This window comes from Streptomyces sp. FXJ1.172, from assembly GCF_001636945.3.
Lineage (GTDB): Bacteria > Actinomycetota > Actinomycetes > Streptomycetales > Streptomycetaceae > Streptomyces.
The window spans coordinates 1625697-1652086 of the sequence record NZ_CP119133.2 but is presented as its reverse complement, the minus strand read 5'-3'; the positions used below and the strand labels follow the sequence as shown (position 1 = coordinate 1652086).

Annotated in this window: 22 protein-coding genes; 15 read left to right on the top strand and 7 right to left on the bottom strand. The window is 73.0% G+C overall.

What is annotated here, in order from left to right:
• The first annotated feature begins 264 nt into the window (after positions 1-264).
• The 9 genes from A6P39_RS07395 (at position 265) to A6P39_RS07355 (ending at position 10254) form a co-directional block, all read left to right on the top strand.
• Positions 265-1779 (top strand): sugar ABC transporter ATP-binding protein, encoded by a 1515-nt coding sequence (locus A6P39_RS07395; protein ID WP_067044416.1) that lies wholly within the window; start codon positions 265-267, stop codon positions 1777-1779.
• Positions 1776-2846 carry an ABC transporter permease gene (locus tag A6P39_RS07390; RefSeq protein ID WP_067044418.1) on the top strand — a complete coding sequence of 357 codons (1071 nt, stop codon included), beginning with the start codon at positions 1776-1778 and terminating at the stop codon, positions 2844-2846. The genes A6P39_RS07395 and A6P39_RS07390 overlap by 4 nt, the downstream gene beginning before the upstream one ends.
• Complete coding sequence (locus A6P39_RS07385; protein ID WP_067044424.1) at positions 2839-3828, top strand: ABC transporter permease; 990 nt, start codon at positions 2839-2841, stop codon at positions 3826-3828. Before A6P39_RS07390 ends, A6P39_RS07385 begins: the two co-directional genes overlap by 8 nt.
• Before the next feature lie 101 nt (positions 3829-3929).
• Positions 3930-5018 carry a rhamnose ABC transporter substrate-binding protein gene (rhaS, locus tag A6P39_RS07380; protein ID WP_067044425.1) on the top strand — a complete coding sequence of 363 codons (1089 nt, stop codon included), beginning with the start codon at positions 3930-3932 and terminating at the stop codon, positions 5016-5018.
• 17 nt (positions 5019-5035) lie between these two features.
• Positions 5036-5356 (top strand): L-rhamnose mutarotase, encoded by a 321-nt coding sequence (locus A6P39_RS07375; RefSeq protein ID WP_275883825.1) that lies wholly within the window; start codon positions 5036-5038, stop codon positions 5354-5356.
• Positions 5353-6714: a BNR repeat-containing protein gene (locus tag A6P39_RS07370; RefSeq protein ID WP_067044272.1), complete on the top strand. Its 1362-nt coding sequence runs from the start codon at positions 5353-5355 to the stop codon at positions 6712-6714. The genes A6P39_RS07375 and A6P39_RS07370 overlap by 4 nt, the downstream gene beginning before the upstream one ends.
• 56 nt (positions 6715-6770) lie before the next feature.
• The gene (locus A6P39_RS07365; protein WP_067044269.1) at positions 6771-7796 is read left to right on the top strand and encodes a LacI family DNA-binding transcriptional regulator; all 1026 of its coding nucleotides are present in this window, start codon (positions 6771-6773) and stop codon (positions 7794-7796) included.
• Between the two features lie 98 nt (positions 7797-7894).
• Complete coding sequence (locus A6P39_RS07360) at positions 7895-9196, top strand: alpha/beta fold hydrolase (RefSeq protein ID WP_067044327.1); 1302 nt, start codon at positions 7895-7897, stop codon at positions 9194-9196.
• Positions 9197-9360: 164 nt separating this feature from the next.
• On the top strand, positions 9361-10254 hold the full coding sequence (locus tag A6P39_RS07355) for a pentapeptide repeat-containing protein (protein WP_067044266.1): 894 nt from the start codon (positions 9361-9363) through the stop codon (positions 10252-10254).
• Here the strand turns inward: A6P39_RS07355 and A6P39_RS07350 are convergent.
• Positions 10216-11787 (bottom strand): cytochrome P450, encoded by a 1572-nt coding sequence (locus A6P39_RS07350; protein ID WP_107304315.1) that lies wholly within the window; start codon positions 11785-11787, stop codon positions 10216-10218. The two genes, A6P39_RS07355 and A6P39_RS07350, sit on opposite strands and share 39 nt — an antisense overlap.
• 143 nt (positions 11788-11930) lie before the next feature.
• Between A6P39_RS07350 and A6P39_RS07345 the strand changes: the two genes are divergently transcribed.
• Together A6P39_RS07345 and A6P39_RS07340 are read left to right on the top strand one after the other, a co-directional pair.
• A complete protein-coding gene (locus A6P39_RS07345) occupies positions 11931-12536 on the top strand; it encodes a TetR/AcrR family transcriptional regulator (RefSeq protein ID WP_067044263.1) in 606 nt (201 codons plus the stop codon).
• A gap of 77 nt (positions 12537-12613) precedes the next feature.
• Entirely contained in the window at positions 12614-13339 is a 726-nt protein-coding gene (locus tag A6P39_RS07340) for a DUF2470 domain-containing protein (RefSeq protein ID WP_067044260.1), read from the top strand.
• Here the strand turns inward: A6P39_RS07340 and A6P39_RS07335 are convergent.
• From A6P39_RS07335 to A6P39_RS07320, 4 genes are all read right to left on the bottom strand, one after another.
• Positions 13307-14509: a lactonase family protein gene (locus tag A6P39_RS07335; protein ID WP_199840769.1), complete on the bottom strand. Its 1203-nt coding sequence runs from the start codon at positions 14507-14509 to the stop codon at positions 13307-13309. The two genes, A6P39_RS07340 and A6P39_RS07335, sit on opposite strands and share 33 nt — an antisense overlap.
• Before the next feature lie 115 nt (positions 14510-14624).
• Entirely contained in the window at positions 14625-15662 is a 1038-nt protein-coding gene (locus A6P39_RS07330) for a hypothetical protein (protein ID WP_067044257.1), read from the bottom strand.
• Positions 15663-15697: 35 nt separating this feature from the next.
• Complete coding sequence (locus A6P39_RS07325) at positions 15698-16951, bottom strand: FUSC family protein (RefSeq protein WP_199840765.1); 1254 nt, start codon at positions 16949-16951, stop codon at positions 15698-15700.
• A gap of 30 nt (positions 16952-16981) precedes the next feature.
• Positions 16982-17476, bottom strand: coding sequence for an FBP domain-containing protein (locus A6P39_RS07320; protein ID WP_067044254.1), 495 nt, complete (start codon positions 17474-17476; stop codon positions 16982-16984).
• A 107-nt stretch (positions 17477-17583) separates the two neighbouring features.
• On the opposite strand from A6P39_RS07320, the gene A6P39_RS07315 reads away from it, so the two are divergent.
• On the top strand, positions 17584-18504 hold the full coding sequence (locus A6P39_RS07315; RefSeq protein ID WP_067044251.1) for a DUF3626 domain-containing protein: 921 nt from the start codon (positions 17584-17586) through the stop codon (positions 18502-18504).
• A 137-nt stretch (positions 18505-18641) separates the two neighbouring features.
• On the opposite strand, the gene A6P39_RS07310 is transcribed toward A6P39_RS07315, so the two are convergent.
• Complete coding sequence (locus A6P39_RS07310) at positions 18642-19283, bottom strand: PAS domain-containing protein (protein WP_067044247.1); 642 nt, start codon at positions 19281-19283, stop codon at positions 18642-18644.
• A 257-nt stretch (positions 19284-19540) separates the two neighbouring features.
• On the opposite strand from A6P39_RS07310, the gene A6P39_RS07305 reads away from it, so the two are divergent.
• The 3 genes from A6P39_RS07305 to A6P39_RS07295 all read left to right on the top strand — a co-directional run bounded on the left by A6P39_RS07305 (position 19541) and on the right by A6P39_RS07295 (position 25223).
• Positions 19541-22720: a cytochrome P450 gene (locus A6P39_RS07305; RefSeq protein ID WP_067044244.1), complete on the top strand. Its 3180-nt coding sequence runs from the start codon at positions 19541-19543 to the stop codon at positions 22718-22720.
• Between the two features lie 192 nt (positions 22721-22912).
• Positions 22913-24202 carry an ROK family transcriptional regulator gene (locus A6P39_RS07300; protein WP_067044241.1) on the top strand — a complete coding sequence of 430 codons (1290 nt, stop codon included), beginning with the start codon at positions 22913-22915 and terminating at the stop codon, positions 24200-24202.
• Between the two features lie 148 nt (positions 24203-24350).
• Positions 24351-25223, top strand: coding sequence for an alpha/beta fold hydrolase (locus A6P39_RS07295; RefSeq protein ID WP_067044239.1), 873 nt, complete (start codon positions 24351-24353; stop codon positions 25221-25223).
• Between the two features lie 123 nt (positions 25224-25346).
• On the opposite strand, the gene A6P39_RS07290 is transcribed toward A6P39_RS07295, so the two are convergent.
• On the bottom strand, positions 25347-26372 hold the full coding sequence (locus tag A6P39_RS07290) for a PHP domain-containing protein (protein ID WP_067044318.1): 1026 nt from the start codon (positions 26370-26372) through the stop codon (positions 25347-25349).
• Positions 26373-26390: the final 18 nt, after the last annotated feature.

The following is a 26390-nucleotide window of genomic DNA, read 5'->3' as shown; positions in this document are numbered from 1 at the left end:
CGAGAACCGATGTGAAACGACGAGAAACGATGTGAAACGATTCAGGAACCGCAAGCTAAGGGCCCTTCGCGGGGGTGTCAACCACTCCGACCGACCCGGCTTTCCGTGATCCCGCTGTGACCTTGAGCTATCGAAACTTTTTCGATACGGACCCATTGACGTGCCATGGCTGCGGTGTCTACGGTCCCGGCAATCCAGTTGAAACCTTTCACGGCGCCGTGGCGGCCTCGCGGCCGTTCCGCCGGTGTCGTCGAGGAGCCTGACATGACCCACCCGCCCGACACGGGACAGGCGCCGGTGCTGGCGCTGAAGGGCGTCTCCAAGTCCTTCGGTGCCGTACGCGCTCTCAGGGACGTCTCCCTGGAGCTGCTGCCCGGCGAGGTGCATGCCCTTGCCGGCGAGAACGGCGCGGGCAAGTCGACGCTGATCAAGACCCTCGCCGGGGTGCACCGGCCGGACACCGGCCAGGTACTGCTCGACGGCGGGCCCGTCGTCTTCCACGGCCCCGGCGACGCCCGCGACGCCGGGATCGCCGTCATCTACCAGGAGCCCACGCTCTTTCCCGACCTGTCCATCGCCGAGAACATCTACATGGGCCGCCAGCCCCGGCGGGCCCTCGGCCGCATCGACCACAAGGCCACCCGCGCGGCCACGGTCGCCCTGATGAAACGGCTCGGCGTCGACCTCGACCCCGCCCGGCCCGCCCGGGGGCTGTCGATCGCCGACCAGCAGATCGTGGAGATCGCCAAGGCCCTCTCCTTCGACGCCCGGGTCCTGATCATGGACGAGCCGACGGCCGCCCTGACCGGCAGCGAGGTCGCCCGGCTCTTCGGGGTCGTGCGCACCCTGAGCGAGCAGGGCGCCGCCGTGCTGTTCATCTCCCACCGCCTGGAGGAGATCTTCCGGATCTGCCACCGGGTGACCACCCTGCGGGACGGCGCCCGGATCGCCGGCGAGCTCCTCGAGGGCATGACCGAGGACGACCTGGTCCGCCGGATGGTCGGCCGCGACCTGGACGAGCTGTACCCCAAGCAGGAGGTGAGGCCCGGCCAAGTCGCGCTCAGCGTACGGAGGCTGACCCGCGAGGGCGTCTTCACCGACGTCTCCTTCGAGGTGCGGCGCGGTGAGATCGTCGGTCTTGCCGGGCTGGTGGGCGCCGGCCGCAGCGAGGTGGCCCGCGCCGTGTTCGGCGTCGACCGGTGGGACGCGGGCGAGGTCGAGATCGACGGGTGCCGGCTCACCGGCGGCGCGCCCTCCACGGCGATGGCCGCGGGCCTGGCCCTCGTCCCCGAGGACCGCCGCGCCCAAGGCCTGGTGATGGACATGTCCATCGAGCGGAACATCGCCCTGACCGGGCTGCGTACGACCGTGAAGGCCGGGCTGGTGGACCGGGGCGCCGAACGCAGCCGGTCCCTGGACTGGGCGGTGAAGCTCCAGGTGAAGTACGCCCGGATCGCCGACGCCGTCGCCACCCTCTCGGGCGGCAACCAGCAGAAGGTCGTCCTCGCCAAATGGCTGTCCACCGGCCCGAAGGTGCTCATCGTGGACGAGCCGACGCGCGGGATCGACGTCGGCACCAAGGCGGAGGTGCACCGGCTGCTGTCCCAGCTCGCCGCCGACGGGGTGGCGGTGCTGATGATCTCCTCGGACCTGCCCGAGATCCTCGGCATGGCCGACCGGGTGCTGGTGATGCACGAGGGCCGGATCACCGCCGAGATCCCCCGCGCCGAAGCCACCGAGGAGACCGTGATGGCCGCAGCCACCGGGAGGGCCGCATGACGGTCACCACTCCTGACCGGACCCCCGTCGCCGAGGACCGCCGGTCCGGCGGGACCAGGCTGGTCGACCGCGTCTTCAGGATGCGCGAACTCGCCATCCTCGTCGTCTTCCTGGTGATGATCGCGCTCACCCAGGCCGGCAACAGCCAGTTCCTGTCCCAGCAGGGCATCAAGGACCTGCTGCTGAACGCCACGATCCTGGTGCTGGTCGCCACCGGCCAGTCCCTCGTCGTCATCACCCGAAACGTCGATCTGTCCGTCGGCTCCACCCTGGGCATCACCGCCTTCGCCGCCGGCACCTACCTCCAGGGCGGCGGGAACGCCGTCGTCGCGATCCTCCTCGCGGTGCTGCTCGGCATCGGCCTCGGGCTGCTCAACGGGCTGCTGGTCAGCCTCGGCCAGGTGCCCGCACTGGTCGTCACGCTCGGCACCCTGTACATCATCCGCGGCGTCGACTCCATCTGGGTCGGCTCCCGCCAGATCACGGCGGCCGGCCTGCCCGGCGGATTCGTCGACTTCGGCTCCGGCGGCGTCCTGGCGATCCCCTGGCTCGCCGTCATCGCCCTCGTGGTCCTCGTCGCCACCGCCTACTACCTCAAACACTTCGGCGGCGGACGGGAGTTGTACGCCCTCGGCTCCAACCCCGAGGCCGCCCGGCTGGCCGGCATCCCGGTGCGCAGGCGGATCCTGGCCGCCTACACCTTCTGCGGTGCGCTCGCCGGACTCGCCGGGGCCATGTACCTGGCCCGGTTCGGCAACGTCGACTCCGGCACCGGAAACGGCTACGAACTCACCGTCGTCAGCGCGGTCGTGGTCGGCGGTGTCGTCTTCACCGGCGGCTCGGGCAGCGTCTACGGCGCGGCCCTCGGCGCCCTCCTGCTCACCTCCGTCAACAGCGTGCTGCCCGCGCTCGGCGTCAGCTCCGTGTGGGTGCTCGCCATCAACGGCGTCCTGCTGCTCCTCGCGATCGCCGTCGACCGGATCGTCGCGGTACGCGTGGCCGCCGCCCTGAAGAAGAAGCCGGACCGGCACAAGACCGCCCTGCCGAAGGAGAACGCCGGTGCCTGAGTCACTGACCCGCGCCGTCCGCTGGGACACGGTCGTCGGCGCACTGCTCGTCGTCCTGTTGCTGCTGTCGTCCGGCTGCGTGGACGGTTTCGCAAACGCGCTGAACCTGTCGTTCCTGATCGGCAACACCCTGCCGATCGCGCTGATCGCGCTGCCGATGACCCTGCTCGTGGTCTGCGGCGAGATCGACCTGTCGGTGGCGTCCACGGCCGGGCTGTCCGGGGCGGTGATGGGCAAGCTCTGGAACGAGGGCATGGCCATCGAGACGATCATCCCGCTGTGCCTGCTGCTCGGCGTGGTGTGCGGGCTGGTCAACGGCCTGCTCGTCACCCGGCTCGGCCTGCCGTCCCTCGCCGTCACCATCGGCACCCTCGCCGCCTACCGGGGCGTCGCCCAGATCGTGCTCGGCTCCGACGCGGTCACCGACTTCCCCTCCCAGTACCTGGACTTCGCCTCCGGCCGGCTCGGCAACACCTTCCTGCCGCAGGCGTTCTGGCCCTTCCTGGTGCTGTTCGCCGTCGCCGTGGTCGTCCTGCACGCCACCCCGTTCGGCCGGTCGCTGTTCGCCGTCGGCGCGAACGAGGAAGCGGCGCGCTTCGCCGGGATCCGGGTGAAGCGGACCAAGCTGATCCTGTTCGTCGTCACCGGGTTCATGTCGGCGCTCACCGGTGTCTTCTGGGCGCTGCACTACGCCAGCGCCCGGTACGACAACGCCACCGGACTCGAACTCTCCGTCGTGGCCGCCGTGCTGCTCGGCGGGATCGACTTCGACGGCGGCAAGGGGACACTGGGCGGTGCGATCGCCGGGGTGTTCCTGCTGGGTGCGCTGCAGAACGTGATGAGTCTGCTGAACGTCTCCGCGCAGTCCCAGATCGTCGTCACCGGTGTGCTGCTGGTCGTCTCCGTGCTCGGCCCCCGGGTCGCACGTCAGATCTCCGCCGTGAGGGCGCGCCGCACCGCCGCCTCGGCTCCGGCCTCGTAGCCCGTCACCCCGAGCCGGCACGCAACTGGTGCTCTCCGTCGAACGCCTGCCTCGGCTCCGGCCTCGTAGCCCGTCACCTCCTTCGCAAAGGACCCTCCGCCATGCGCAAGCCATCCCTCCGCCGTGCCTGTGCCGCCCTCGCCGCCGGCACCTCCCTCGCGCTCGCCCTCACCGCCTGCGGCGGCACCACCAAGAACGACGTCAAGAACGACAGCAGCGACAACAACTCGGCCGCCACCGCCGGCAAGGCCGATCCGCACGCCGCCACCAAGAAGGGGCTCACGGTCGGCTTTCTGCCCAAGCAGGTGAACAACCCCTACTTCACCACCGCCGACCAGGGCGGCGAGAAGGCGCTCACCGAACTCGGGTCGAAGTACAAGGAGGTGGGCCCCTCCAGCGCCACCGACACCGCGGGCCAGGTGAGTTACGTCAATACGCTCACCCAGCAGCAGGTGAACGGGATCGCCGTGTCCGCGCAGGACCCGGGGGCGCTGTGCACCGCGCTGAAGCAGGCGATGAAGAACGGCATCAAGGTCGTCACCTACGACTCCGACACCAGTCCCGGCTGCCGCAACGCCTTCGTCTCGCAGGCGTCCGCGGAGGACCTGGGCCGTACCGAGGTGCGGTTGCTCGCGCAGCAGATCGGGTACAAGGGCGAGATCGCGATCCTGTCGGCCGCGCAGACCGCGACCAACCAGAACACCTGGATCGGGTACATGAAGGACGAGCTGAAGGACCCCAAGTACAAGAACGTCAAGCTCGTCAAGATCGCCTACGGGAACGACGACGCCCAGCAGTCCTTCCAGCAGACCCAGGGCCTGCTCCAGGAGCACCCGGACCTGAAGGGGATCATCTCCCCGACCACCGTCGGCATCAAGGCCGCCGCCCAGTACCTGTCCGGTTCCAAGTACAAGGGCAAGGTCAAGCTGACCGGTCTCGGTACGCCGAACGACATGCGCACGTACGTCAAGAACGGCACCGTCGACGCCTTCGAGCTGTGGGACCCGGCGAGGCTCGGGGACCTGGCCGCGCGGACCACGGTCGCGCTGGCCTCGGGGCAGATCACCGGCAAGGCGGGCGAGACCTTCCAGGCGGACGGGACGACGTACACGATCGGCGAGGACGGCGTGATCAACCTGGGCAAGCCGACCGTGTTCGACGCGAAGAACGTCGACCAGTTCAACTTCTAGCGGAGGGAGGGCTGTTGATGCAGCGTGTGTGCTTCCTGCTGAAGGTCCGGGCGGACCGGCTCGACGAGTACCGGGAGCGGCATGCCGCCGTCTGGCCGGAGATGCTCGACGCCCTGAGGGCGACCGGCTGGCGCAACTACTCGCTGTTCCTGCGCGAGGACGGCCTGCTCGTCGGCTACCTGGAGACGGAGGACTTCGCCGCCGCCCGGGCCGGCATGGCGGCCACCGGCGTCAACGCCCGCTGGCAGGCGGACATGGCGCCGTTCTTCGAGTCGCTGGACGGCGCCCGGCCCGACGCGGCGATGAAGCCGCTGACGGAGGTGTTCCACCTGTCATGACCGCCGCCGCAAGCAGGCCCGCGGCGCCCCGGATCACCCCCCTCGGCCGCACCCTCCTGGACCCCCGGGCCCTGTACTTCGTGTCGTACGACGGCCTCGTCAACAACAACTCCTTCCAGAAGAACGGCCTGTTCACCTACGGGGGCCGGCAGTACGCGGCCTGGTACTCCGCCGACCGCAGCGCGACCGTCGCACGCCGCACACCGGGCACCGGCCACTGGTCCGCCCTCGCCCTCGGGCACCGGCTCAAGAGCGACGACTCGCACAACGTGATCTCCATGGGCTTCTCGCGGGCCGACGGCCGGCTGCACGTGGTCATGGACGCGCACAGCGACGGTTTCAGCTACGTGAAGTCCGTCGCCGGGCTGCTCGACCGCCCCGCGGCCATGCCCTGGACGCCGTCCGTCTTCGGCCCCGTACGGACCAGCCTCGACGGACTCGCCCTCACCGCGCGGTTCACCTATCCGCAGTTCATCGCGACACCCGAGGGCGGGCTCCAGCTCTGCTACCGCGCCGGCATCTCCGGTGACGGCCGCAACGCCCTTGCCGAGTACGGCCGTTCGGGCTGGACCGCGCTGGGGGAGTGGACCGGCTCCACCGGTACCTACACCAGCGCGCACGGCTCCAGCACCGCCCGGAACATGTATCTGCACGGCATCGACTACGACGTCCACGGCCGGCTGCACGCCCTGTTCACCTGGCGCGAGCAGAACGCCGCCGTCATGTGCGGCGGTGGCGCTCTGACCAATCACGACACGGGGTACGTCCGTTCCGACGACCGCGGCCGGACCTGGCGCAACGACGCCGGTGCGGTCGTCGGCACCACCGGCGGCCGGGACACCGTCGCCGTCACCGGCCCCGGCCTGGTCGTGGACCGGCTCGGACCCGGCCACGCGCTGATGAACCAGGAGAGCCAGGCCACCGACTCCGCCGGCCTGCCGCACGCGATCATCAGCTACGTACCGGGCCGCTTCGGGCAGTGCACCACCGACTACGCCGCCGACCGCGTCGCCCACGGACGCGCCTTCCACCTGCGCAAGAACGCCTCCGGCAGCTGGCACAAGACCGAGATCCCCGTCCCGCTGAACTCCAGCCAGCGCACCGGGCTCGTCCTCGACCGGTACGACAACGCCTACGCGGTCCTTCCGTTCGGCCGTGTCGCCGCCGCCTCGAAGGCCTCCGGCCACACCGACTGGACACTCCTGTACGACGGCGGCGGCCTGAACGCCTTCGGCGAGGTGGTGATCGACGGGACGCGGGCCCGCTCGGACGGCGTCCTGTCGTTCATGTACCAGGAGAAGTCCACCGGTACGACGCCCTCGCCCCTGTACGTGGCCGACTTCGCCCTGCCGGCATGACGGTACTGTGAAGGACCGCCCGCCGTCCCGTTCTCGTCCCTGGAGGTCCTCGCCCGATGACCCAGTCGGTGGGTATCAAGGACGTCGCCCGCGCCGCCGGAGTGTCGGTGGGCACGGTGTCGAACGTCATCAACCGCCCGGACACCGTCGCCAGTGAGACCCGAGCCCGGGTGCAGTCCGCGATCGACCGGCTCGGCTACGTCCGCAGCGAGTCCGCGCGCCAGCTGCGGGCGGGCCGCAGCCGGATCATGGGCCTGCTCGTGCTCGACATGGGCAACCCCTTCTTCGTGGACGTGGCGCGCGGCGCCGAGCGGGCCGCCCGGGAGGCGGGGCTCGGCGTGATGGTCTGCAACAGCGCGCAGAACGCCGCCGAGGAGGCCGAGTACCTGTCCCTGTTCGCCGAGCAGCGGGTGCGCGGCGTGCTGCTGACCCCGGCCGACGCCACCGGCCGCAACATCGAGACCTTCCGCCGGCACGGCATTCCGTTCGTCCTGGTCGACAGGGTCGCCGAGGGCACCACCGAGTGCTCCGTCTCCGTGGACGACGTCGCCGGCGGCGCCCTCGCGGTGCGCCACCTGGCGGACGCGGGCCACCGCTCGATCGCCTACGTCAGCGGACCGCCCGGCCTCAACCAGGTCCGCGACCGCCGTACCGGCGCGCTGAACGCGCTCGCCGAGGCGGGGCTCGGGCCGGACGTGCTGCGCGAGCTGCCCACCGAGCGCCTCGACGTCGCCGCAGGCCGGGACGCGGGCGCCCGCCTGCTGGGCCTCGCCGACCGCCCCACCGCCGTGTTCTGCGCCAACGACCTGCTCGCCCTCGGCGTCCTGCAGGCCATGTACGCGGCGGGCGTGAGAGTCCCGGACGACCTGGCGATCGTCGGCTACGACGACATCGAGTTCGCGGCGGCGGCCGCCGTACCGCTCACCTCCGTACGGCAGCCGGCCGTCACCATGGGCGCGCTCGCCGCCGAACTGCTCCTCGAGGAGACCGAGCAGGGCGAGGGCGGGCAGACGCACGAGCACCGCCGGGTGGTGCTCCAGCCGGAGCTGGTGGTGCGCCGCTCCAGCCTTGCCGCACGCTGACCGGAAGTTCAGTAAAAAACCATGATCCCCGGGGTCGGCCGACGGCCGCTCATGTGCTGAACTGGGTCACATCCGACCCGTCCGCCCCGGGAGCCCCGTTGAGCCTCAGCTACCGCCAGCCTGGTGCCGTCCTCACCGACCGCCGCTTCACCGTGCCCCTCGACCACGCCGACCCGGGCGGCGAGACCATCGAGCTGTACGCCCGCGAGGTGGTCGCGAGCGACAAGGCGCGGCAGGACCTGCCCTGGCTGCTGTATCTCCAGGGCGGCCCCGGCTTCGGGGCGAATCGTTTCGTCGGGCGTCAGTCCTGGCTCGACCGGGCGCTGAAGGAGTACCGCGTGCTGCTGCTCGACCAGCGCGGCACCGGCAGCTCCACGCCCGCCACCCGGCAGACCCTCCCGCTGCGCGGCGGCCCCGCCGAGCAGGCCGCCTACCTCGCCCGCTTCCGCGCCGACTCCATCGTCCGGGACTGCGAGGCCATCCGCCCCGAGGTCACCGGCGGCGCCCCCTGGACCGTACTCGGCCAGAGCTTCGGCGGCTTCTGCACGGTCTCGTACCTCTCCCTCGCCCCCGAGGGCCTCGCCACCGCCGTGATCACCGGAGGCCTGCCCTCCCTGCACGCCCACGCCGACGACGTCTACCGCGCCGCCTACCCGCGCATCGAACGCAAGGTCACCGCGCACTACGCCCGCTACCCCCAGGACGTGGACCGGGCCCGCCGGATCGCCGACCACCTGCTGTCCCACGACGTGGTCCTCCCGAACGGCTACCGGTTCACCGCCGAGGCCTTCCAGTCCCTCGGCCGGATGCTCGGCGCGAGCGACGGCAGCCATCGGCTGCACCACCTCCTGGAGGACGCCTTCGTGCGCACCCCGGCCGGCCAGGAGCTGTCGGACGCCTTCCAGGAGCAGGCCCAGAGCCTGCTGTCGCACGCCCAGTACCCGCTGTACGCGCTCGTCCACGAGTCGATCTACGGCCAGGGCGCCCGCCCCACCGCCTGGGCCGCCGAGCGGATCCGCGCCGAGTTCCCGCAGTTCGACGCGGCGAAGGCGCTCGCGGGTGACACCCCGGTGCTCTTCACCGGTGAGACGGTCCACCCCTGGATGTTCGACACCGACCCCGCCCTGCGCCCCCTGCGCGACACGGCCGCACTGCTCGCCGCCCGCACCGACTGGGAACCGCTGTACGAACCCGCCCGCCTCGCCGCCAACGAGGTGCCGGTCGCCGCGGCGGTCTACCACGACGACATGTACGTCGACACCGCTCACGCCCTGGAGACCGCGCGTGCCGTCCGCGGTCTGCGTACCTGGGTCACCGACGAGTTCGAGCACGACGGGCTGCGCGCCGGTGCTCCGCGGGTACTGGACCGGCTGCTGGCGCTCACCCGGGACGAGGTGTGAGGCGGCTGCGCGCAGACACCGCACCCGCATCGAGGCGTCGACCGGTCAGGACGCCGAGACGCACGCCCGGGACCTCCTGACCACGCGGACCACCGCCGCCCGCCGCGGCCGCCCCGTGCCCTCCTCATTCCCGGGCGCTGTCGCAGGTCAGTAGGCTGGCGGCCATGCCGGAACAGATAGCCGACCTCTCCGACCTGCGCGGCGACTGCGCCCAGTGCTTCGGGCTGTGCTGTGTCGCCCTGCCCTTCGCCGCGTCCGCCGACTTCGCGCTGAACAAGCCCGCCGGCAAGCCCTGTCCGAACCTGAGGGGCGACCACCGCTGCGGGATCCACGCGGATCTGCGGACGAAGGGCTTCACCGGCTGCACGGTCTACGACTGCTTCGGTGCCGGCCAGAAGGTCTCGCAGCTCACCTTCGGCGGGCAGGACTGGCGGACCGGGTCCAAGGATCACGCCCGGCGGATGTCCGAGGTGTTCCCGGTCGTACGGCAGCTGCACGAGCTGCTGTGGTACCTGACCGAGGCGCTCGGCCTGCCCGCCGCCCGGCCGGTCCACGCCGAGCTGCGGCGCGCGCTGGAGGAGACCGGGCTACTGACCCGGCAGAGCCCCGCGGAACTGGCCGCGCTGGACGTGGCCGCGCACCGGCAGCAGGTCAACGTCCTCCTGCTGCGCACCAGCGAACTGGCCCGGGCCGGCGTCGCCGAGAGCAACGGCGGCAACGGCGGCAAGGGGGGCAAGGGCAACAAGGGTGGCAAGAAGGGAAAGGGGGGCGGGAAGGACCGGCGGGGCGCGGATCTCATCGGGGCCCGGCTGCGCGGTGCCGATCTGCGCTGGGCGAGCCTGCGCGGCGCGTATCTCATCGCCGCCGACCTCACCGGCGCGGATCTGCGCGACGCGGACATGATCGGCGCGGACCTGCGTGACGCCGACCTGAGCGACGCGGACCTCACCGGCGCGTTCTTCCTCACCCAGCCGCAGCTCAACGCCGCGCGGGGCAGCGCCGGTACCCGGCTGCCGCGGTCAGTCAGCCGGCCGGTGCACTGGGCAGCCAAGGGGTGAGTGCCGCGATGTGTCGTCGTCCGGCTGCTGCGCCGTCCTGGTCGCCCGCGCAGCACCCCGCGCCCCTTCGGGGTGCTTTTCCAGCCCCAGCCTCAGTCCCTCCGGCATCAGTGTCAGCCGCTCAGTGACCCTCAGCCGGTAGGCGGGGTCGGGCTTCAGGTCGTAGCGGCGCAGCAGCAGGCCGAGGACCAAAGTCGCCTCGTGCAGGGCGAACTGGCGGCCGATGCAGGCCCGCGCCCCGGTCCCGAACGGCTTGAAGGTGTGCGGCGGGCGGGCCCTTACGGCTCCCGCGTCGAAGCGGTCCGGGTCGAACCGCTCGGCGTCCTCGCCCCACACGTCCGGATCGCGGTGCAGCATCGGTGTCAGGACCAGCGCCCACGCGCCCCGGCGCATCGGATGGTCGCCGGCGAGCACCGTGTCCCGCACGGCCTCGCGGGCGAAGGCCGGTGCGGTCGGCCACAGCCGCAGCGACTCGTCCAGCACCCGGCGGACGTAGCGCAGCTTGGCGACCTGGTCGTAGCCGGGCCGCTCCGTGTCGCCCCAGACGCGGTCCACCTCGGCGCGGGCCCGGGCGGCGACCTCGGGGTGCCGGGCGAGGTAGTACAGCGCGAAGGAGAGCGCACCCGAGGTGGTCTCGTGGCCCGCCACCAGGAACGTGATCACCTGCCTGCGGACGTTCTCGGCCGACAGCCTCTCGCCGGTCCGCGGATGCGCCGTCTCCAGCATCCGGTCCAGCAGGTCGCCCTCGCCGCGGCCGGAGCGGCGCCGGGCCGCGACCAGGTCGTCGACCGTGCGGTTGAGGTGGGCCATGTCGGCCGCGTTGCGCCGGGCGGCGGCGCGCAGCATCAGCGGGGCGAGCGGTGCGGGCACGCTGTTCAGGCGCTGGGCGTAGGTGAGGGTGCCGACCATCGCGGTGACGAAGGGGTGCGGCCGGTCCCGCTCGAAGGAGCCGAAGTCGTGCCCGAACCCCGTGCGCGCGATCGTCTCAAGGGTCAGCTTGGTCATGTCTCCGGGCACGTCCACCGTGCGCCCGGCCGCCGCCTCACGGTCCCAGTGGCCGGTCAGCCGCTCGGCGACCGCCAGCATCATCCCGTGGTACCCCTCCATGGCCTCCCGGCTGAAGCCGGGCGCCAGGACGTCGTGCGCCAGCTGCCAGTTGGGCTCGTGGTTGTAGGCGGTGAACAGCCCGTCCCCGGCGACCGGCCGCAGATTGGCCACCCCGAGCCCGACGTGCTTGGCGAACCGGGACTCGTCGGCGAGGTCGGCGGCGAGCGGCGCTCCCCAGACGAACACGAACTCCTTGCCGAACGCCCCGCGCCGGAAGATCGGGCCCAGCTCGCGCGCGAGGCGCATGGACTCCTGTACGGGCTTGCGCCGGTTCACCCCGAGCACATCGCCGAGCAGCGGCACCCGGTGTGGCGGATGCGGGATGCGGTCCAGTTCCGGCCAGCCCGGCTCGGCACTGCGGAAACCCTTCGGCGGGCCGGTCCGGGTGGTTTGCGTGGTCTGCGGCATCCGAGTCGTCTCCGCCATGACGCCGATCTCCCTTGATCCAGCGGACCGTTGAGCCTGTACCGCGCACCTGTTGTACGTGGGTTCAATAACCGCTCCCAGTGTGATCCGCCCCTCGAACCGGCGTCAAGACTTGTTGAACCCGTGTCCAGTAAAGTGAGGGCATGCCCGCGAACCAGGGGGAGCGAGCCCGGCGCCGACTCAGCACCGGGGAGCGCCGTGAGCAGCTGCTGTCGGTCGGCGCCAGACTGTTCTCGGAGAGCCCCTACGACGAGGTGTGGATCGAGCAGGTGGCCGAGATCGCCGGGGTCTCCCGCGGGCTGCTGTACCACTACTTCCCGACCAAGCGGGACTTCTTCGCGGCGGTCGTGGAGCGCGAGAGCGAGCGGATGCTGCGGATGACGGCGGCCGTCCCGGGCGTGCCGGTGCGCGAGCAGCTCGGTGCCGGCCTCGACACCTACCTCGGCTATGTCCGGGCCCACGCCCATGGCTTCCGCGCCTTCCACCGTGCCGACGCGGCCGGCGACCGGGCCGTGCGCCGGGTCTATCAACGGGCGCTGGCCGCCCAGGAGAAGCAGATCCTCGCCGCGCTGGCCGCCGACCCCGAGTTCGGGCCCGTGCTCGAGACCTCGCCGCAGGTGCGGCTGGCCGTGCGCGGCTGGCTCGCCTTCACCACGGCCGTGTGCCTGGAGTGGCTGCGCGAAGGGGAGTTGAGCCAGGAGCAGGTGCGCGATCTGTGCGCCCGGGCGCTGCTGGGCGCCATCGCGTAGCCGTCCGGTGCGGGGCGTGGTTGGCGTGCGCCCCGATCTCCGATAGGTTAGGCAAGGCTTACCTAAGGAGGTTCGGGATGGGTGACACGCAGGACTGGACGGCCGCACCCGGCGCGGCGGAGCGTGCGCGGTCGGTGCTCGCCGTCGCGTGGTCGTGCGCGGTGACCGCGGACGGCGCCCGCGAGGAGTACGTCGGCGCGCACACCGTGACCGAGGACGGCGCGGTGCGGCTCGCGGTGCCCGACGACAGCGCCCTGCTCACCGCGGCCGTCTGCGCCCCGCGCCAGGAGCCGTCCGCCGTCCTGGAGTTCGCCGACGTCGCCCCCGTACCCGTGCGGGGCCGGATCCGGGCCCGGCTCCACCTCGCCGGCTGGTTCGCCGCGGACGCCGGTGAGTTGCTGTTCCGGCCCACCCGGGTGGTGCTGCGGCAGTCCTCCGGGGCCGTCGTCGTCGGCCTCGACGAGTTCGCCGCCGCCCGGCCCGACCCCCTCGCCACCGCCGAGGCCCGGCTGCTGACCCACCTCGCCGAGGCCCACCCGGACGCCGTCGAGCGCCTCACCCGCCTCGTGCGCCCCGAGAGCCTGCACACCGCGACCCGCGTGCTGCCCCTCGCCGTCGACCGGCACGGACTGACCCTGCGCATCGAGCGCACCCGCGCCCACGGCGACGTACGCCTGCCCTTCCACACCCCCGCCGACGACGTCGCCCAGCTCACCGAGCGCATGCACGCCCTGCTCGCCCAGGCGGGCGCCGCCGGCTGCCCCCGGGCCCTACAGCAGCAGCGCGCAGACGGCGACGGGTGAGGCGAACGGCTCGCCCGCCGACGCCAGTTCGCCGGTCGAGGCGTCGACGTGGAAGACGGTGACCGTACCCGAGCGCTGGTTCGCCGCGAACAGCAGGGCGCCGTCCGGCGAGAGAGCGATCTGCCGCGGGAAGTCCCCGCCCACCGGCACCGTGCCGAGCAGCCGCAGCCGGGATCCGCCGGCCTCGACCGCGTACCGCGCGAGGCTGTTGTCACCCCGGTTGGCCAGGAACGCGTACCGGCCGTCCGCCGTCACCACGAACTGCGCCGGGTAGTTGGTCGTGCCGCCGGCCGAGCCCGTGGACTGCGGTGCGCCGATCGTCAGGCGCCCGGACGCGGGGTCGTAGGCGCAGACGGCCGCCGTGTCGTCCACCTCGTTGGCCAGATACGCGTACCGCCCGCCGGGATGGAAGGCCAGATGACGCGGGCCCGCCCCGGGCCGGGTGTGCGCCTGCGCCACCTCCGTGAGCGTGCCCTTCGCCCCGTCCAGGCGGTAGGTGTAGACGGTGTCGGTGCCGAGGTCGACCGCGAGGACATGGCCGCCGTCCGGAGCGGTGATGAACTGGTGGGCGTGCGGCCCCTGTTGACCCGGCCCGGGAGCCGGGGAGGTGTGCGTGACCAGATCGGTGCGCTCGCCGAGGGCGCCGGAGGCGTCGATCGGATGCACGGCGACAGAGCCCGAGCCGTAATCGGCGCTCAGCAGCCAGCGCCCGGAGGGATGCACCGACAGATGGCAGGGGCCCGCGCCGCCCGCGCTCCGGGTGCTGAGGATCCGGCGGTCCGCACGGCGTACGGCCGTCACACCGCCGTCGTCCCGCTCGTCCACCGCGTACAGCGTGCGCCCGTCCGGATGCACGGCGAGATACGAGGGGTCGGCGACCCCGGTGAGCGTGCCGGAACCGGAGATCCGGCCGGTCGCCGGGTCGTACGAGGCCAGCCCGATGCCGGTGCCGCCGCCGTCGACAGAGGTGTAGGTGCCCACGTACAGCGGGCGCGGGCCGGACTCGTCACGGGGCGGCGTGGCCGCCGGGGACGCGGCGGCCCGGGGCGGGGAGCCGGGCGCCGGGGCCGCCGGGGACGGCACCACCACCACGGCCGCCGTGCCCGCCACGGCTCCGGCGAACCGGCGCCTGCTCCAGCGCCCGCCGCCCGCCCGCGCCCGCGTGTCCATGCCGCACCTCAGGTCGTCGCTCGCCCCGGTCGTGTCAGCCACCTTGGCGCCTGGCGGCCGTCAAGGGCAAGTACGGCAACGGGTGTTGCACACAATGCAACGAATGCAACGGGAACTACCACTCGCCGTCCTCGACCGGCTTGCCCGGAGCGTCCTTCAGCGGCTTCACCTGTCCGGCGGACGGCGCCTTCCAGGGGTCGAGGTCGTCCCCGAGCCAGTCACCGACCGGTTTGACGTCCTGGAGGGGGCCGGCCGGGGCCAGGTCCTCGGCGCCGGTGTCGTAGTAGTCGTACCAGGGCAGGCCCGCGCTCGTGTACGCCGCCCGGTCGACCGGTGACGGCGGGGGTGCCTCGCCGGTGATGCGCCGCCAGTCGGGCGGCGTGACCAGGTGGACGAACACGCGGCCCGCGGGCTCCTCGGACCAGTCGGTGAGCGGCCGGTCGTCCCGGTAGACCTCCTGGCGCATCGAACCGCCGACGCCGAGGCCCAGGGCCGCGGCCCCGGGAGCACCGGGTGCGGGCGCCGCTCCCGGCGCGGACATCGTCATCGGCGCGCCGTACCCGCCCGACGGCCCGGCCGCCAGGGACCTGCGCCGCGCCTCCGCGTTCTCCTGCTCACGGCGCCGCCACTCGGCGAGCAGGTCCGCCCGCAGCGGGAACGACTGGAGCTGCACCCCGCCCCACACCTCCTCGCCGGTGACCTGCCCCTCCACCGTCGCGCCGAGCCCCAGCGGCACGGCGACGAACTGCCGGACGCTCCCCTTGCCGGAGTTCACACCGTCCAGCCAGGGCTGGCGGGGCAATACCGCGTAGTTCTGCGGATCCCGGGTCAGGCGGGCGCTGAAGGGCTTGCCGGACACCGCGCACACCTTGCCGACGCCGACCTGGAGCGCGGCCGGCTCCCGCGTGCCGGAGAAGCTCAGCCACATCGCCTCGCGCAGGTACATCGGCAGCATCACACCGCCGCGCGCCCGCCACCGCTCGGGCACCCGGTCGGCGTAGTCGGCGACCCGCCGGAGGGGGAACTCGCCCAGCCCGGGCGGGAGTGGATGCGTGCCCGTCTCGGGCAGCCGCAGCGTGCGGATGAACCGCACCGCCACCTCGCCCGGCAGTCGCAGCGTGTTCCCGTCGATCCGTACTCCGGCACCGGTCATCCGGTCGTCCCCCTCGCAGTGTTCTCCGTGCCCTTTCACCAAGAACGCCCGCCGAACCCCGCACGGTTCCGCCACAGCTCCTCCTGGACGCCGAGCCGCTCGCGCAGCCGGGTCATGCGCGGCAGCTTGGCCCGCGTCTCCCGGGAGACCCGGTCCAGTTCCTCCAGCAGGCGGCGGGTGCGGTGCTCGGTGTTCAGCTCGTCGATGATCCGGGTCGCCTCGGTCAGCACGGCGCCGAGCAGCTGCCAGTTCGCCCAGTCCCGGCGGATCTCCTCCTGGAGCAGCTCGGCGAGCCGGTCCCGGGTCCCGGCCGCCGTGTGCAGCTCGGCCGTCAGACGCGCCTCCGCCGACTCGGCGCTGTCACTGAGATGGGTGGTGACGAGGACCGCGAAGCTGACGACGGCGTCGCCGATCTCGGACAGCAGCTGTCCCACGGTCGGCCCGATCCCGGACGGGAACTGCTCCTGCGGCCCGCGGGCCTTCGCCAGATCCGTGAAGGAACGGGCCAGCACCCGCAGGACCACCGTGCAGATCTCCAGCGTGTCGAGGCCGGTGCGCAGCACGACCCGGTGCAGCAGCCCCTCCTTGACACGCGGATTGAGCCGCAGGCTGTCCTCGGCCTGCCGCAGCGACGCGTCCACCTGGGCGATGTGCTGGTCCAGCAGCCGCGCCTCGTGCAGCCGCTCGGCCGCCCGCTGCCACGGGGTCCCGCCGCCGGCCTCCTCGCCCATCCGCAGCATCAGCTGCCGCAGCCGGCGGGCCAGGTCCTCGATCGAGCGGCCCGCCTCCTCCACCCACACCGGGGGCGGCAGCAGCAGGTTGCAGGCCGTTCCGACGACCGCGCCGATCAGCGTCTCCACGATGCGCGCCCAGGCGGTGAACCCGACGGTGGTGACCCCGAGCACCAGCATGGCGCTGATCGCCACCTCGGCGACGTACTCGTCGACCCGCACCAGGTGCCCGACCGCCAGCGCGGCCACGATCAGCAGCGCGAGGCTCCACCAGGTCAGGCCCACCAGCACGCTGAACGCGATGGCGACCAGCACGCCGGCCACCACCGAGTTCACCCGCCGGATGCCGTTGGTGAGCGTGGCGTAGAAGGTCACCTGGACGACCAGCAGGGCGGTCAGCGGCGCGGTGAGGGGCGCCGGCTCGGGGCTCAGCCGCAGGGCGATGACATAGGCGATCGTCGCAGCCGTGGCCGACCGCAGCGTCTGGACGACCACCGGCTCCCGGCGACGCTCCAGCAGACGCGGCAGCCCCGCGGACCACTTCCGTACGACGTGCATCCCTTGGCCTGTTCCCGTTCCCCCGCGGTTTCAGGCGTCCAGTTTGTCCAGGAACGCGTTCAGGTTGCCCCTCGCGCGCGTGATCTGCTCCTCCAGGGTCAGGCTCTCCTCGATCCGGATGCCGGACTCCGGGATCTTCCGGCCCCGTACGTACAGCGAACACGCCAGGTCGGTGCACATGTACAGGCCGGCCGAGTTGCCCTCGCGGCCCGCCGGTCCCGCCTTCCGTGCGGTCATCAGCGTCACTCCGCCGCGCGGATGCGTGGTAAGGCACACCGAGCACATGCTGCGGTGCAGGAACCCGCGCTGCGAGGCCTGGGAACGCAGGGTGACGCCCACGAGCCGGTCGCCCCGCTCGGTGACCAGATAGCTGCGGTCGGGCGCGCCCGGATCCCGCCAGCCGAGGAAGTCCAGGTCGTCCCACGGGCGTTCACCGAGGTCGCGCGGGACCGCCAGCCGCTTGGCCTCACCCTTCGAGCAGTTGACAAAGGAGTTGCGGATGTCCTGCTCGGTGAGCGGTCTCATGGGGGAGTCCTTCGGGATGCGTCGGAGAATCGACCGGCTGCGTAGCCGACCGTACCTAGGAGGTCTAGGTACACGACTAGCGTACGTAGCCAGGGGAGGGTGGGCCAATGGATTTCCGGGATGAGCTGTCGCCGCGCGCCCGGCGGGCGCTGGACCATGTCGCGGCCGGGGTGTCCGGCCCGCCGCTCGACCCTGCCCTGCGCATCACCCTGAACTTCCACCCCGACCGGATGTCCACCGGAGTGCCGGTCCTGGCGGCGCTCGCCCGGGACGGCGCGTACCACTCGCAGTACGTCACGGGCACCAGCAACGGCGGCCTCACCGCGCACCCGGGCGGCGACCGGACGCGCTGGGAGAGCCGGATCTTCGGGGGCGCGTACGACGACGCGCCCCCGGTCGAGCGCCCGGTGTACGGCGCGCTGGACTTCCGCCGCCAGGTGGTCGGTGCCGCCCCGCGCTTCGGCTCCTCGCACCTCCGGCTCACCGGGGCGGTCCTCGAGCGGGCCACCTTCTGCTATCCGGACAGCGCGGCCGAGCCCGCCCACTTCGGGGTGGCCACGGCGATGCCGCTGATCACGCTCGCCGAGGCCGACGAGCAGGACCCGCTCGACGACTACATAGAGAGCCATGTGCACGCCGGTGTCCTGCTGGCCAGAGACGTCGAAGCACTCGTCCTCGACGCCGGCTACCGGGGCACCCCGGTGGAGACGGCGGCCCGGCGCCTGCCCGTCCCGCTCGTCTGGCACCCCGGCTACCGGCTCACCGTCACCGCACTGCGCCGCCATGCCGGCTACCGGGGTCCGCAGTACGCCGACCTCGGCGCGGCCATCGCCGAGCGCGGACTGCTCACCCCCCGCGTCCTCGGCGACGCGGCCCGCAGCGGACGCTACGCACTCCAGGACCTGAAGATGGTCTGGCACACCCTGGCCCGCTTCGGGGCACCGGAGGGCGCGGGTACGGCGTACCCGGCGACGGCCGGGCCGGCGCCGGGTGACGCGCCGGTGGCCGGTTCCGGGGCGGCCGGCTGAGAGCGCGGGCGCGAACACCTTCCGCCGTGCACCCGGGGACATCTCTCCCGTGCGTCCGCGGACATCTCCCCCGTGCACCCGCGAGCACATCTCCCCGTGCACCCGCACCCGGTGACGACGGCCCGCTCCCCCCGGCGCTATCCCCCCTCCGGCACCCCCGCCTCCGGTGGCCACACCCCCGGCCTGAGGACGCCCAACGCATAGGCGCGGGCGACGAGTTCGGTCCGGTTGGCGGCGTTCCAGCGGGCCGACAGGCGGCGCAGGTGGTAGGTGACGCCGTCCTTGCTGAGGCCCAGTTCGCGGGCGGCGGCCGCCGTGCCGGCGCCGCCCGCCAGCAGCGCGAGGACCCGGGCCTCGACCGGGGTGACCGCGGGCGGCTCCGGCCCGGCCGGTGCGCAGTCGCCGAGCACGCGCAGCATCACCAGCAGGGCCGGTGTCTCGTCCACGGTGTCGCTCACCGGGTCCGCCGTCAGCTCCCCGAACCGCTCGGCGCCGCCGGGCGCGCGCCAGCGCACCGACACCTGGTAGCGCGAGCGGTGCCGCAGCCGCAGCGCCTCGGCGATCCGCTCGACCTGACCGGCCTCCTGCGGGCGGAACAGCTCCAGCACGTCCCGGCCGCGCAGCCGCCCCGGGGTCGTACCGCACTCCGCGGCCATCGCGGGATTGGCCAGCACCACCTGGCCGTACACATCGCACACCGCGACCGGCACCGACACCCGGTCGAAGACCAGCAGGGCCCGGTTGCGCCAGACGACCGCATCGGCCCGCCCCAGGTCCATGCCCGCCTCCCGACGTGTCCGAGCCACCTCTCGATCCCCGCTCATCCAAGACGAAGATCCAGGTCAGCGGCAAACCGCGCGGGTCCCGGGGCGCATGCCGAGTCCTGCAGCCGGGGCCGGCGCAAGCCCCGCAACCGAGTTTTGACTGCGCGATCGTGTAGTGCCACGGCGCTGGCACGTGCCACCGGTCGCCCACGCTGGATCCAGTGCTCGGTTACCGCGAGTACTCCGCTACGGCGAAAGGCAGTTGTCGCGTCATGCCCCCCACCGCACCGCACCCCGACCTGGCCGCGGCCCTGCCCGGCGTCCCCGTCGTCGACATCACCGCAACCGGTCCCGGCCACACTCCCATCCAGCAGGTCATGGAGCTGATGCGCACCCACGGCCCGGTGCTGGTGCGCCGGCTGCACGGCCGTGACGCGATGTTCGTCGCCGACGCCGACCTGGTCGCGGACCTCGCCGACGAGGAGCGGTTCGCCAAGCACATCGGGCCCGCCCTGGAGAACGTACGGGAATTCGCCGCCGACGGCCTGTTCACCGCCTACAACGACGAGCCCAACTGGGCCAAGGCGCACGACATCCTGATGCCCGCCTTCGCGCTCGGCTCGATGCGCACCTACCACCCGGTGATGCTGAAGGTGGCCCGCCGGCTCATCGATGCCTGGGACCGCGCCGCCCGGGGCGGGCAGGCCGTGAACGTGCCCGACGACATGACCCGGATGACCCTCGACACCATCGGGCTCGCCGGGTTCGGCTACGACTTCGGCTCCTTCGAGCGCGACGAGCCGCACCCCTTCGTGGAGTCCATGGTCCGCTGCCTGGAGTGGAGCATGAACCGGCTCGCCCGCACCCCCGGCGAGGACTGCTCCGCCCTCGACGTGGCCTTCCGGCGGGACGCCGGCCATCTCGCCCAGGTCGTCGACGACGTCATCGCCTCCCGCGCCGGCACCGACCAGAGCGGCGCCGAGGACCTGCTCGGCCTGATGCTGAGTGCCCGGCACCCGGCCGACGGCACCACCTTGGACCTGGCCAACATCCGCAACCAGGTCATCACCTTCCTGATCGCCGGCCACGAGACGACCTCCGGGGCGATGTCCTTCGCCCTGTACTACCTCGCCAGGAATCCGGCCGTGCTCCGGCTGGTGCAGCGTGAGGCCGACGCGCTGTGGGGCGGCGCCGCCGACCCGGAGCCGACGTACGACGAGATCGGCCGGCTCACCTACACCCGCCAGGTCCTGAACGAGGCGCTGCGGCTGTGGCCGACGGCCGCCGCCTTCAGCCGCAAGGCACGCGAGGACACCCTGCTCGGCGGCCGGATCCCGATGCGCGCCGGACAGGCCGTCACCGTGCTCGCGCCGATGCTGCACCGCCAGCCGGTGTGGGGCGACAACCCGGAGCACTTCGACCCCGAGCGGTTCACCGCCGAGGCGGAGGCGGCCCGTCCCGTGCACGCCTTCAAGCCCTTCGGTACCGGTGAACGCGCCTGCATCGGGCGGCAGTTCGCGTTGCACGAGGCCACCATGCTGCTCGCCATGCTGGTCCACCGCTACCGGCTGCACGACCACGCCGACTACCGGCTCCAGGTCAAGGAGACCCTCACCCTCAAGCCCGAGGGCTTCACCCTCACGCTCACCCCACGCACCGACGCGGACCGGGTGCACGCCCCGCTGCCCGGCGCCGCGCGCCCGCAGGAGGACGGCACCCCGGCCCCGGACGCGCTCCCCGCCCGGGTCCGCCCCGGCACCGGCGTCCTGTTCCTGCACGGCAGCAACTACGGCACCTGCCGGGCCTTCGCCGCCCAGCTCGCCGACGAGGCCGCCGCCGTCGGCTGCGCCACCGAGGTCGCAGCGCTGGACGCCTACGCGGACGCGCTGCCCACCGACCGGCCCGTCGTCATCACCGCCGCCTCCTACAACGGCCGCCCCACCGACGACGCCGGCGCCTTCACCGCATGGCTGGAGGGCACCCCCGACCTGACCGGCGTGACCTACGCCGTCCTCGGCGTCGGCGACCGCAACTGGGCCGCCACCTACCAGCAGGTCCCCACCCGCATCGACGCCCGCCTCGCCGAACTCGGCGCCACCCGCCTGACCGACCGGGCCGCCGCCGACGCCTCCGGCGATCTCACCGGCACCGTACGGGAGTTCACCGCCCGGCTGCGCACCGCCCTGCTGACCGGGTACGGCGACCCCGACGCCGTGGGACAGGCCGCCGGTGAGCCCGCGCACGCCTACGAGGTCCGCACCCTGACGGGCGGCGCTCTGGACGCCCTCGCCGAGCGGCACGAGCTGGTCCCCATGACGGTGACCGAGGCCCACGACCTCACCGCCCCCGGACACCCGCGCACCAAGCGGTTCCTGCGCGTCGCCCTGCCCGAGGGCGTCACCTACCGCACCGCCGACCACCTGACCGTGCTGCCCGCGGGCGCCCCGGACCTGGTGGACCGCGCCGTCGCCGCGTTCGGCCTCGATCCCGACGCCGTCCTGGACATCCGCTCCACCCGGCCGCGCCGCGACGGCCTCGCCGTGGACCGTCCGTTGACGGTGCGTCAACTGCTCACGTACCACGTCGAGTTGCAGGACCACCCGACCGGCCGGCAGCTGTCCCTGCTCGCCGAGGCCAACCCCTGCCCGCCCGAGCGTGCCGCCCTCGCCGCCGTCACCGCCGACGACCCGCGCACCCTCCTCGAACTCGTCGAGGACAACCCCGCCCTGCGCGGTGCCCTCGACTGGCCGCTCCTGCTCGACCTGCTGACCCCGCTGAGGCCGCGCCACTACTCGGTGTCCTCCTCGCCGGCCGTCGATCCCGGCCACGTGGACCTCATGGTCTCCGTGCTCGACGCCCCCGCCCGCTCGGGCAGGGGCCGCTACCGGGGCACCGGCTCCGGCCACCTCGCCGCCCTGAAGCCCGGCGACACCGTGTACGCCCGCGTCCAGCCCTGCCGTGAGGCCTTCCGCATCGACGGCTCGGCGCCGGTCGTGATGATCGCCGCGGGCACCGGACTCGCCCCGTTCCGCGGCGCCGTCGCCGACCGCATGGCGGCCCGCGCCACCGGAGCCGAACTCCCGCCCGCACTGCTGTACTTCGGCTGCGACGCCCCCGACGCCGACTTCCTGCACGCCGACGAGCTGCGGGCCGCCGAGGCCGCCGGCGCCGTCTCGCTGCGCCCGGCCTTCAGCGCCGCCCCCGTGCACGGCGCCCTGTTCGTCCAGCACCGCATCACCGCCGAGGCCGACGAGGTCTGGGACCTGCTGAACTCCGGCGCCCGGGTGTACGTCTGCGGCGACGGCGCCCGGATGGCACCCGGAGTCCGCCAGGCGTTCCGTACCCTGTACCGGGAACGCTCCCACGGCGTCGACGAGGCGGCCGCCGAACACTGGCTGAACTCGCTGGTGGCGGAAGGGCGTTACGTGGAAGACGTGTACGCGGCCGGCTGAGCCGCGGGGGAGGGGCGCACGGTGGCGGACCCAGTGGTGGCGGACGCCCGCCGCCCGGCCGGGGAGCGGGCGTGGCCGAACCGGGGCACGACCGTCTTAGCTCATAGCGTGAACTAAGACGGGGAGAAAGTCGCCTTCCGGCTACCCGAAGGGGTACATTGCAGGTCGGGCAGGGTTCGTGAAGGGAGCCGCATGGCGGAGCGGAACGGGCGCACGGTACGTGACCTCAGGCGGGGCAACCGCACGGCCGTGCTGCAGAAGCTGTACTTCGACGGCCCCCTCAGCCGGTTCGAGCTGGGCCCGGCAACCGGCCTCAGCTCCGGCTCGGTCAGCAACGTGGTCGCCGACCTGATCGCCGACGGCCTGGTCGAGGAGGCCGGCAGCGTCGACTCCGACGGCGGCCGGCCGCGCACCCTGCTGCGCGTCGCGCCGCACAGCGGGCAGATGATCGGCGTCGACGTCGGCGAGACCCGCGTCCGCGTCGAGCTGTTCGACCTGGCGCTGACCGAACTGGCCCGCACCGAACGCCCGTTGACTCCGCAGGGCTACGACGTCGAGGTGATCACCGGCCATGTCCGCGACGGCATCGCCGAGGTACTCGGCGCCGAACAGGCCGCGCCCGAGCGGCTGCTCGGTGTCGGTGTCGGCGTCCCCGGGATCGTCGAGCACACTGTGGACCGGGGCGCCGTCGTCCACGGGCAGACCATCGGCTGGGACGCGGTCCCGCTGGAGCGGCTGCTCCGCTCGGCCTCCCAGCTCCCGGACGAGATCCCGTACTTCATCGACAACGGCGCCAAGACCCTGGGCCAGGCGGAGATGTGGTTCGGCGCCGGACGCGGTGCCCGTAACGCGGTGGTCGTGCTCTTCGGCTCCGGCGTCGGCGCCTGCCTCGTCACCCCCGAGGTGGAGCATGGCCGGGCCGTCGAATGGGGGCATCTGACCGTGCGGGTCCGCGGGCGTCGCTGCCGGTGCGGTGCGCCGGGCTGCCTGGAGGCCTACGCGGGCGCCGAGTCGCTGCTCGCCCGCTGGCGCGAGGAGGGCGGCCGGCCGCCCGAGGGCACCGACGAGGAGACCCGGCTCACCGCGATGCTCGCCGCCGCCTACCCGCCCGAGGGCACCGCGCCCGACCCGGTGGCCCTCGCCGTCCTGGAGGAGACCGCCGAGTATCTCGGCGCGGGCCTGTCCGACCTGATCAACCTCTTCCAGCCCGAGCGGATCATCGTCGGCGGCTGGGCCGGGCTCCAGCTCGGCACCCGTTTCCTGCCCTCCGTACGCCGCCACGCGACCACGTACGCGCTGCGCCACCCGGCCGACCGGGTGAGCATCGACCTCGGCCGGCTCGGCCCCGACGCCGTCACCGTCGGCGCCGCGATCCTGCCGCTGGCCGACTTCTTCGCCAGCGGCGGCCGGCGTCCCGAACCGGTCGCCGAGGACCGCCTGCCGGCCTGGCGCGCCGCCCTGCGCGAACGCACCCCCCGCTGAGAAGCCGGCGCCGCGCGCCGCACCCGGCGGGTGGGCGGGGGCCATGACCTGAGGGGTAATCGACCCGTGCGGGGGATCCGGGAAGTATCGGGGACGTCAGCGCGACCGAGCGGGCCGCACCTGGTCCGGACAGCCGAGGAGGCATCCCATGCCGTACTACGAGAGCCCCGTCGACGGTACCCGACTGCACTACACCGACCACGGCCCCGCGACCGGCCCCGTCGTCGTCTTCGTCGCCAGCGCCTACGTCGGCCACGAGATGTGGGAGTACCAGGCCCTGCCGCTCGCGGAGGCCGGATTCCGCTGCGTGGCGCTGGACCGGCGGGGCCACGGGCGCTCCGACGACGTCTGGTCCGGCTTCGACCTCGACACCCTCGCCGGCGATCTGAACGGCCTGCTCGACCACCTCGACCTGCGCGGGGTCACCCTCGTCGGGCACTCCGTCGGCACCGCCGAGGTGATCCGCTGTGTGACCCGGCACGGCACCGCACGCGTGGACCGCGTCGCCCTGGTCGCCGGGGTCAGTCCCGGAGTCGTCCGCTCGGCGGAGTTCCCCGAGGGCATCGACCCCGCGGACATCCGTGCCGACGAGGAGCTGTTCCGGCGCGACCGGGCCGCCTACTACACCCGGCTCGCGGACGACTTCTTCGCCGTCCAGTTCCCCGAGAACGAGGTCTCCCCGGCCTACGTCCGCTACCTGGTCGACCTCTGCCTGTCCGCCGGGCCCCGCGCCGCGACCGGGATCCGGGCCGTCGTCGCCGAGCTGGACGTCGCGGGCGAACTGCCCGGGCTGGAACTCCCGGTGCTGGTCGTGCACGGCACGCACGACACCTCCGCGCCCCTGGCCCTCACCGGTGAGCGGGCGGCCCGGCTGGTGCCGGACGGCACCCTGAAGGTGTACGAGCACGCCGGCCACGGCCTGTTCGCCACGCACGCGGCCCGGCTCACGGCGGACCTCCGGGAGTTCGTCGGGGCCGGGGCCGCCCGGAGTGCCGAGCCGGCCCGGGCGGGCGCGCGGTAGGACAGTGGAAAGCCCCGGCCGTGACGGGGGAATCACGGCCGGGGCGGTCAGGAGGTGGGCGCACCCACAGTTGGTTCAACGGGCAACTACCCGCGGGTGTTCCGGCCCCGTATGTGACCTGCCTCACGCAGGGTGACGATCGCCCCGGGTCCAGGCCAGCAGTTCCTCGGCGGACCAGGTCGTCACCACCCGTTCGGGGGGCACCCCGCACTCCTCGGCCCGTGCGCAGCCGAGGATCTGCCAGTCCAGCTGGCCGGGGGCGTGCGCGTCGGTGTCGACCGAGAAGAGCACCCCGGCGGCCACGGCCTTGCGCAGCAGCCGCCGGGGCGGATCCAGCCGTTCCGGCCGGCTGTTGATCTCCACCGCCGTACCGGACTCGGCGCAGGCGGCGAACACCGCGTCGGCGTCGAACTGCGACTCCGGCCGCCCCCGCCCCGTGACCAGGCGCCCGGTGCAGTGCCCGAGCACATCCGCGTGCGGATCGCGGACCGCGGCCACCATCCGCCGGGTCATGGAGCGGGCGTCCATCCGCAGCTTGGAGTGCACGGACACCACGACCACGTCCAGCCGCCGCAGCAGCTCCGGCTCCTGGTCCAGCGAGCCGTCCTCGAGGATGTCGCACTCGATGCCGGTGAGCAGCCGGAACGGCGCCCAGCGCGCATTGAGTCCGGCCACCACGTCCAGCTGCTCGCGCAGCCGCTGCGGCGACAGCCCGCGGGCCACGGTCAGCCGCGGGGAGTGATCGGTGAGGGCCGTCCACTCGTGCCCGAGCGCGGCCGCCGCCCGGCCCATCTCCTCGATCGGGCTGCCCCCGTCGGACCAGTCCGAGTGCGTGTGGCAGTCCCCCCGGATCAGCGCCCGCAGCCCGGCGCCGGCACCCCCGGGGGCCGCGGGACCGCCCTCCTCCTCCAGTGCGCGCAGATACCCGGGCACCTCCCCGGCCAGCGCCTGACGCACCACCTGCGCGGTCTTCGGCCCGACCCCCTTGAGCGCCTCCAGCGTCCCCGCCGCCGCACGCTCGGCGACCTCGCCCTCGGGCAGGGCCGCGAGCGTCCGGGCGGCGGTGCGGAAGGCCTTCACCCGGTAGGTGGGCGCGAGCTGCCGCTCCAGCAGGAAGGCGATCCGGTCGAGGGCGGCGAGGGGGTCCATACACACCAGGGTGGCCGC

Bases quoted from the DNA above. Each gene is read 5' to 3' on its own strand.
- A6P39_RS07395 (WP_067044416.1), top strand. From the start codon at position 265: ATGACCCACCCGCCCGACACGGGACAGGCGCCGGTGCTGGCGCTGAAG.
- A6P39_RS07390 (WP_067044418.1), top strand. From the start codon at position 1,776: ATGACGGTCACCACTCCTGACCGGACCCCCGTCGCCGAGGACCGCCGG.
- rhaS (WP_067044425.1), top strand. From the start codon at position 3,930: ATGCGCAAGCCATCCCTCCGCCGTGCCTGTGCCGCCCTCGCCGCCGGC.
- A6P39_RS07375 (WP_275883825.1), top strand. From the start codon at position 5,036: ATGCAGCGTGTGTGCTTCCTGCTGAAGGTCCGGGCGGACCGGCTCGAC.
- A6P39_RS07370 (WP_067044272.1), top strand. From the start codon at position 5,353: ATGACCGCCGCCGCAAGCAGGCCCGCGGCGCCCCGGATCACCCCCCTC.
- A6P39_RS07365 (WP_067044269.1), top strand. From the start codon at position 6,771: ATGACCCAGTCGGTGGGTATCAAGGACGTCGCCCGCGCCGCCGGAGTG.
- A6P39_RS07355 (WP_067044266.1), top strand. From the start codon at position 9,361: ATGCCGGAACAGATAGCCGACCTCTCCGACCTGCGCGGCGACTGCGCC.
- A6P39_RS07350 (WP_107304315.1), bottom strand. From the start codon at position 11,787: ATGGCGGAGACGACTCGGATGCCGCAGACCACGCAAACCACCCGGACC.
- A6P39_RS07345 (WP_067044263.1), top strand. From the start codon at position 11,931: ATGCCCGCGAACCAGGGGGAGCGAGCCCGGCGCCGACTCAGCACCGGG.
- A6P39_RS07340 (WP_067044260.1), top strand. From the start codon at position 12,614: ATGGGTGACACGCAGGACTGGACGGCCGCACCCGGCGCGGCGGAGCGT.
- A6P39_RS07335 (WP_199840769.1), bottom strand. From the start codon at position 14,509: ATGGACACGCGGGCGCGGGCGGGCGGCGGGCGCTGGAGCAGGCGCCGG.
- A6P39_RS07330 (WP_067044257.1), bottom strand. From the start codon at position 15,662: ATGACCGGTGCCGGAGTACGGATCGACGGGAACACGCTGCGACTGCCG.
- A6P39_RS07325 (WP_199840765.1), bottom strand. From the start codon at position 16,951: ATGCACGTCGTACGGAAGTGGTCCGCGGGGCTGCCGCGTCTGCTGGAG.
- A6P39_RS07320 (WP_067044254.1), bottom strand. From the start codon at position 17,476: ATGAGACCGCTCACCGAGCAGGACATCCGCAACTCCTTTGTCAACTGC.
- A6P39_RS07315 (WP_067044251.1), top strand. From the start codon at position 17,584: ATGGATTTCCGGGATGAGCTGTCGCCGCGCGCCCGGCGGGCGCTGGAC.
- A6P39_RS07310 (WP_067044247.1), bottom strand. From the start codon at position 19,283: ATGGACCTGGGGCGGGCCGATGCGGTCGTCTGGCGCAACCGGGCCCTG.
- A6P39_RS07305 (WP_067044244.1), top strand. From the start codon at position 19,541: ATGCCCCCCACCGCACCGCACCCCGACCTGGCCGCGGCCCTGCCCGGC.
- A6P39_RS07300 (WP_067044241.1), top strand. From the start codon at position 22,913: ATGGCGGAGCGGAACGGGCGCACGGTACGTGACCTCAGGCGGGGCAAC.
- A6P39_RS07295 (WP_067044239.1), top strand. From the start codon at position 24,351: ATGCCGTACTACGAGAGCCCCGTCGACGGTACCCGACTGCACTACACC.
- A6P39_RS07290 (WP_067044318.1), bottom strand. From the start codon at position 26,372: ATGGACCCCCTCGCCGCCCTCGACCGGATCGCCTTCCTGCTGGAGCGG.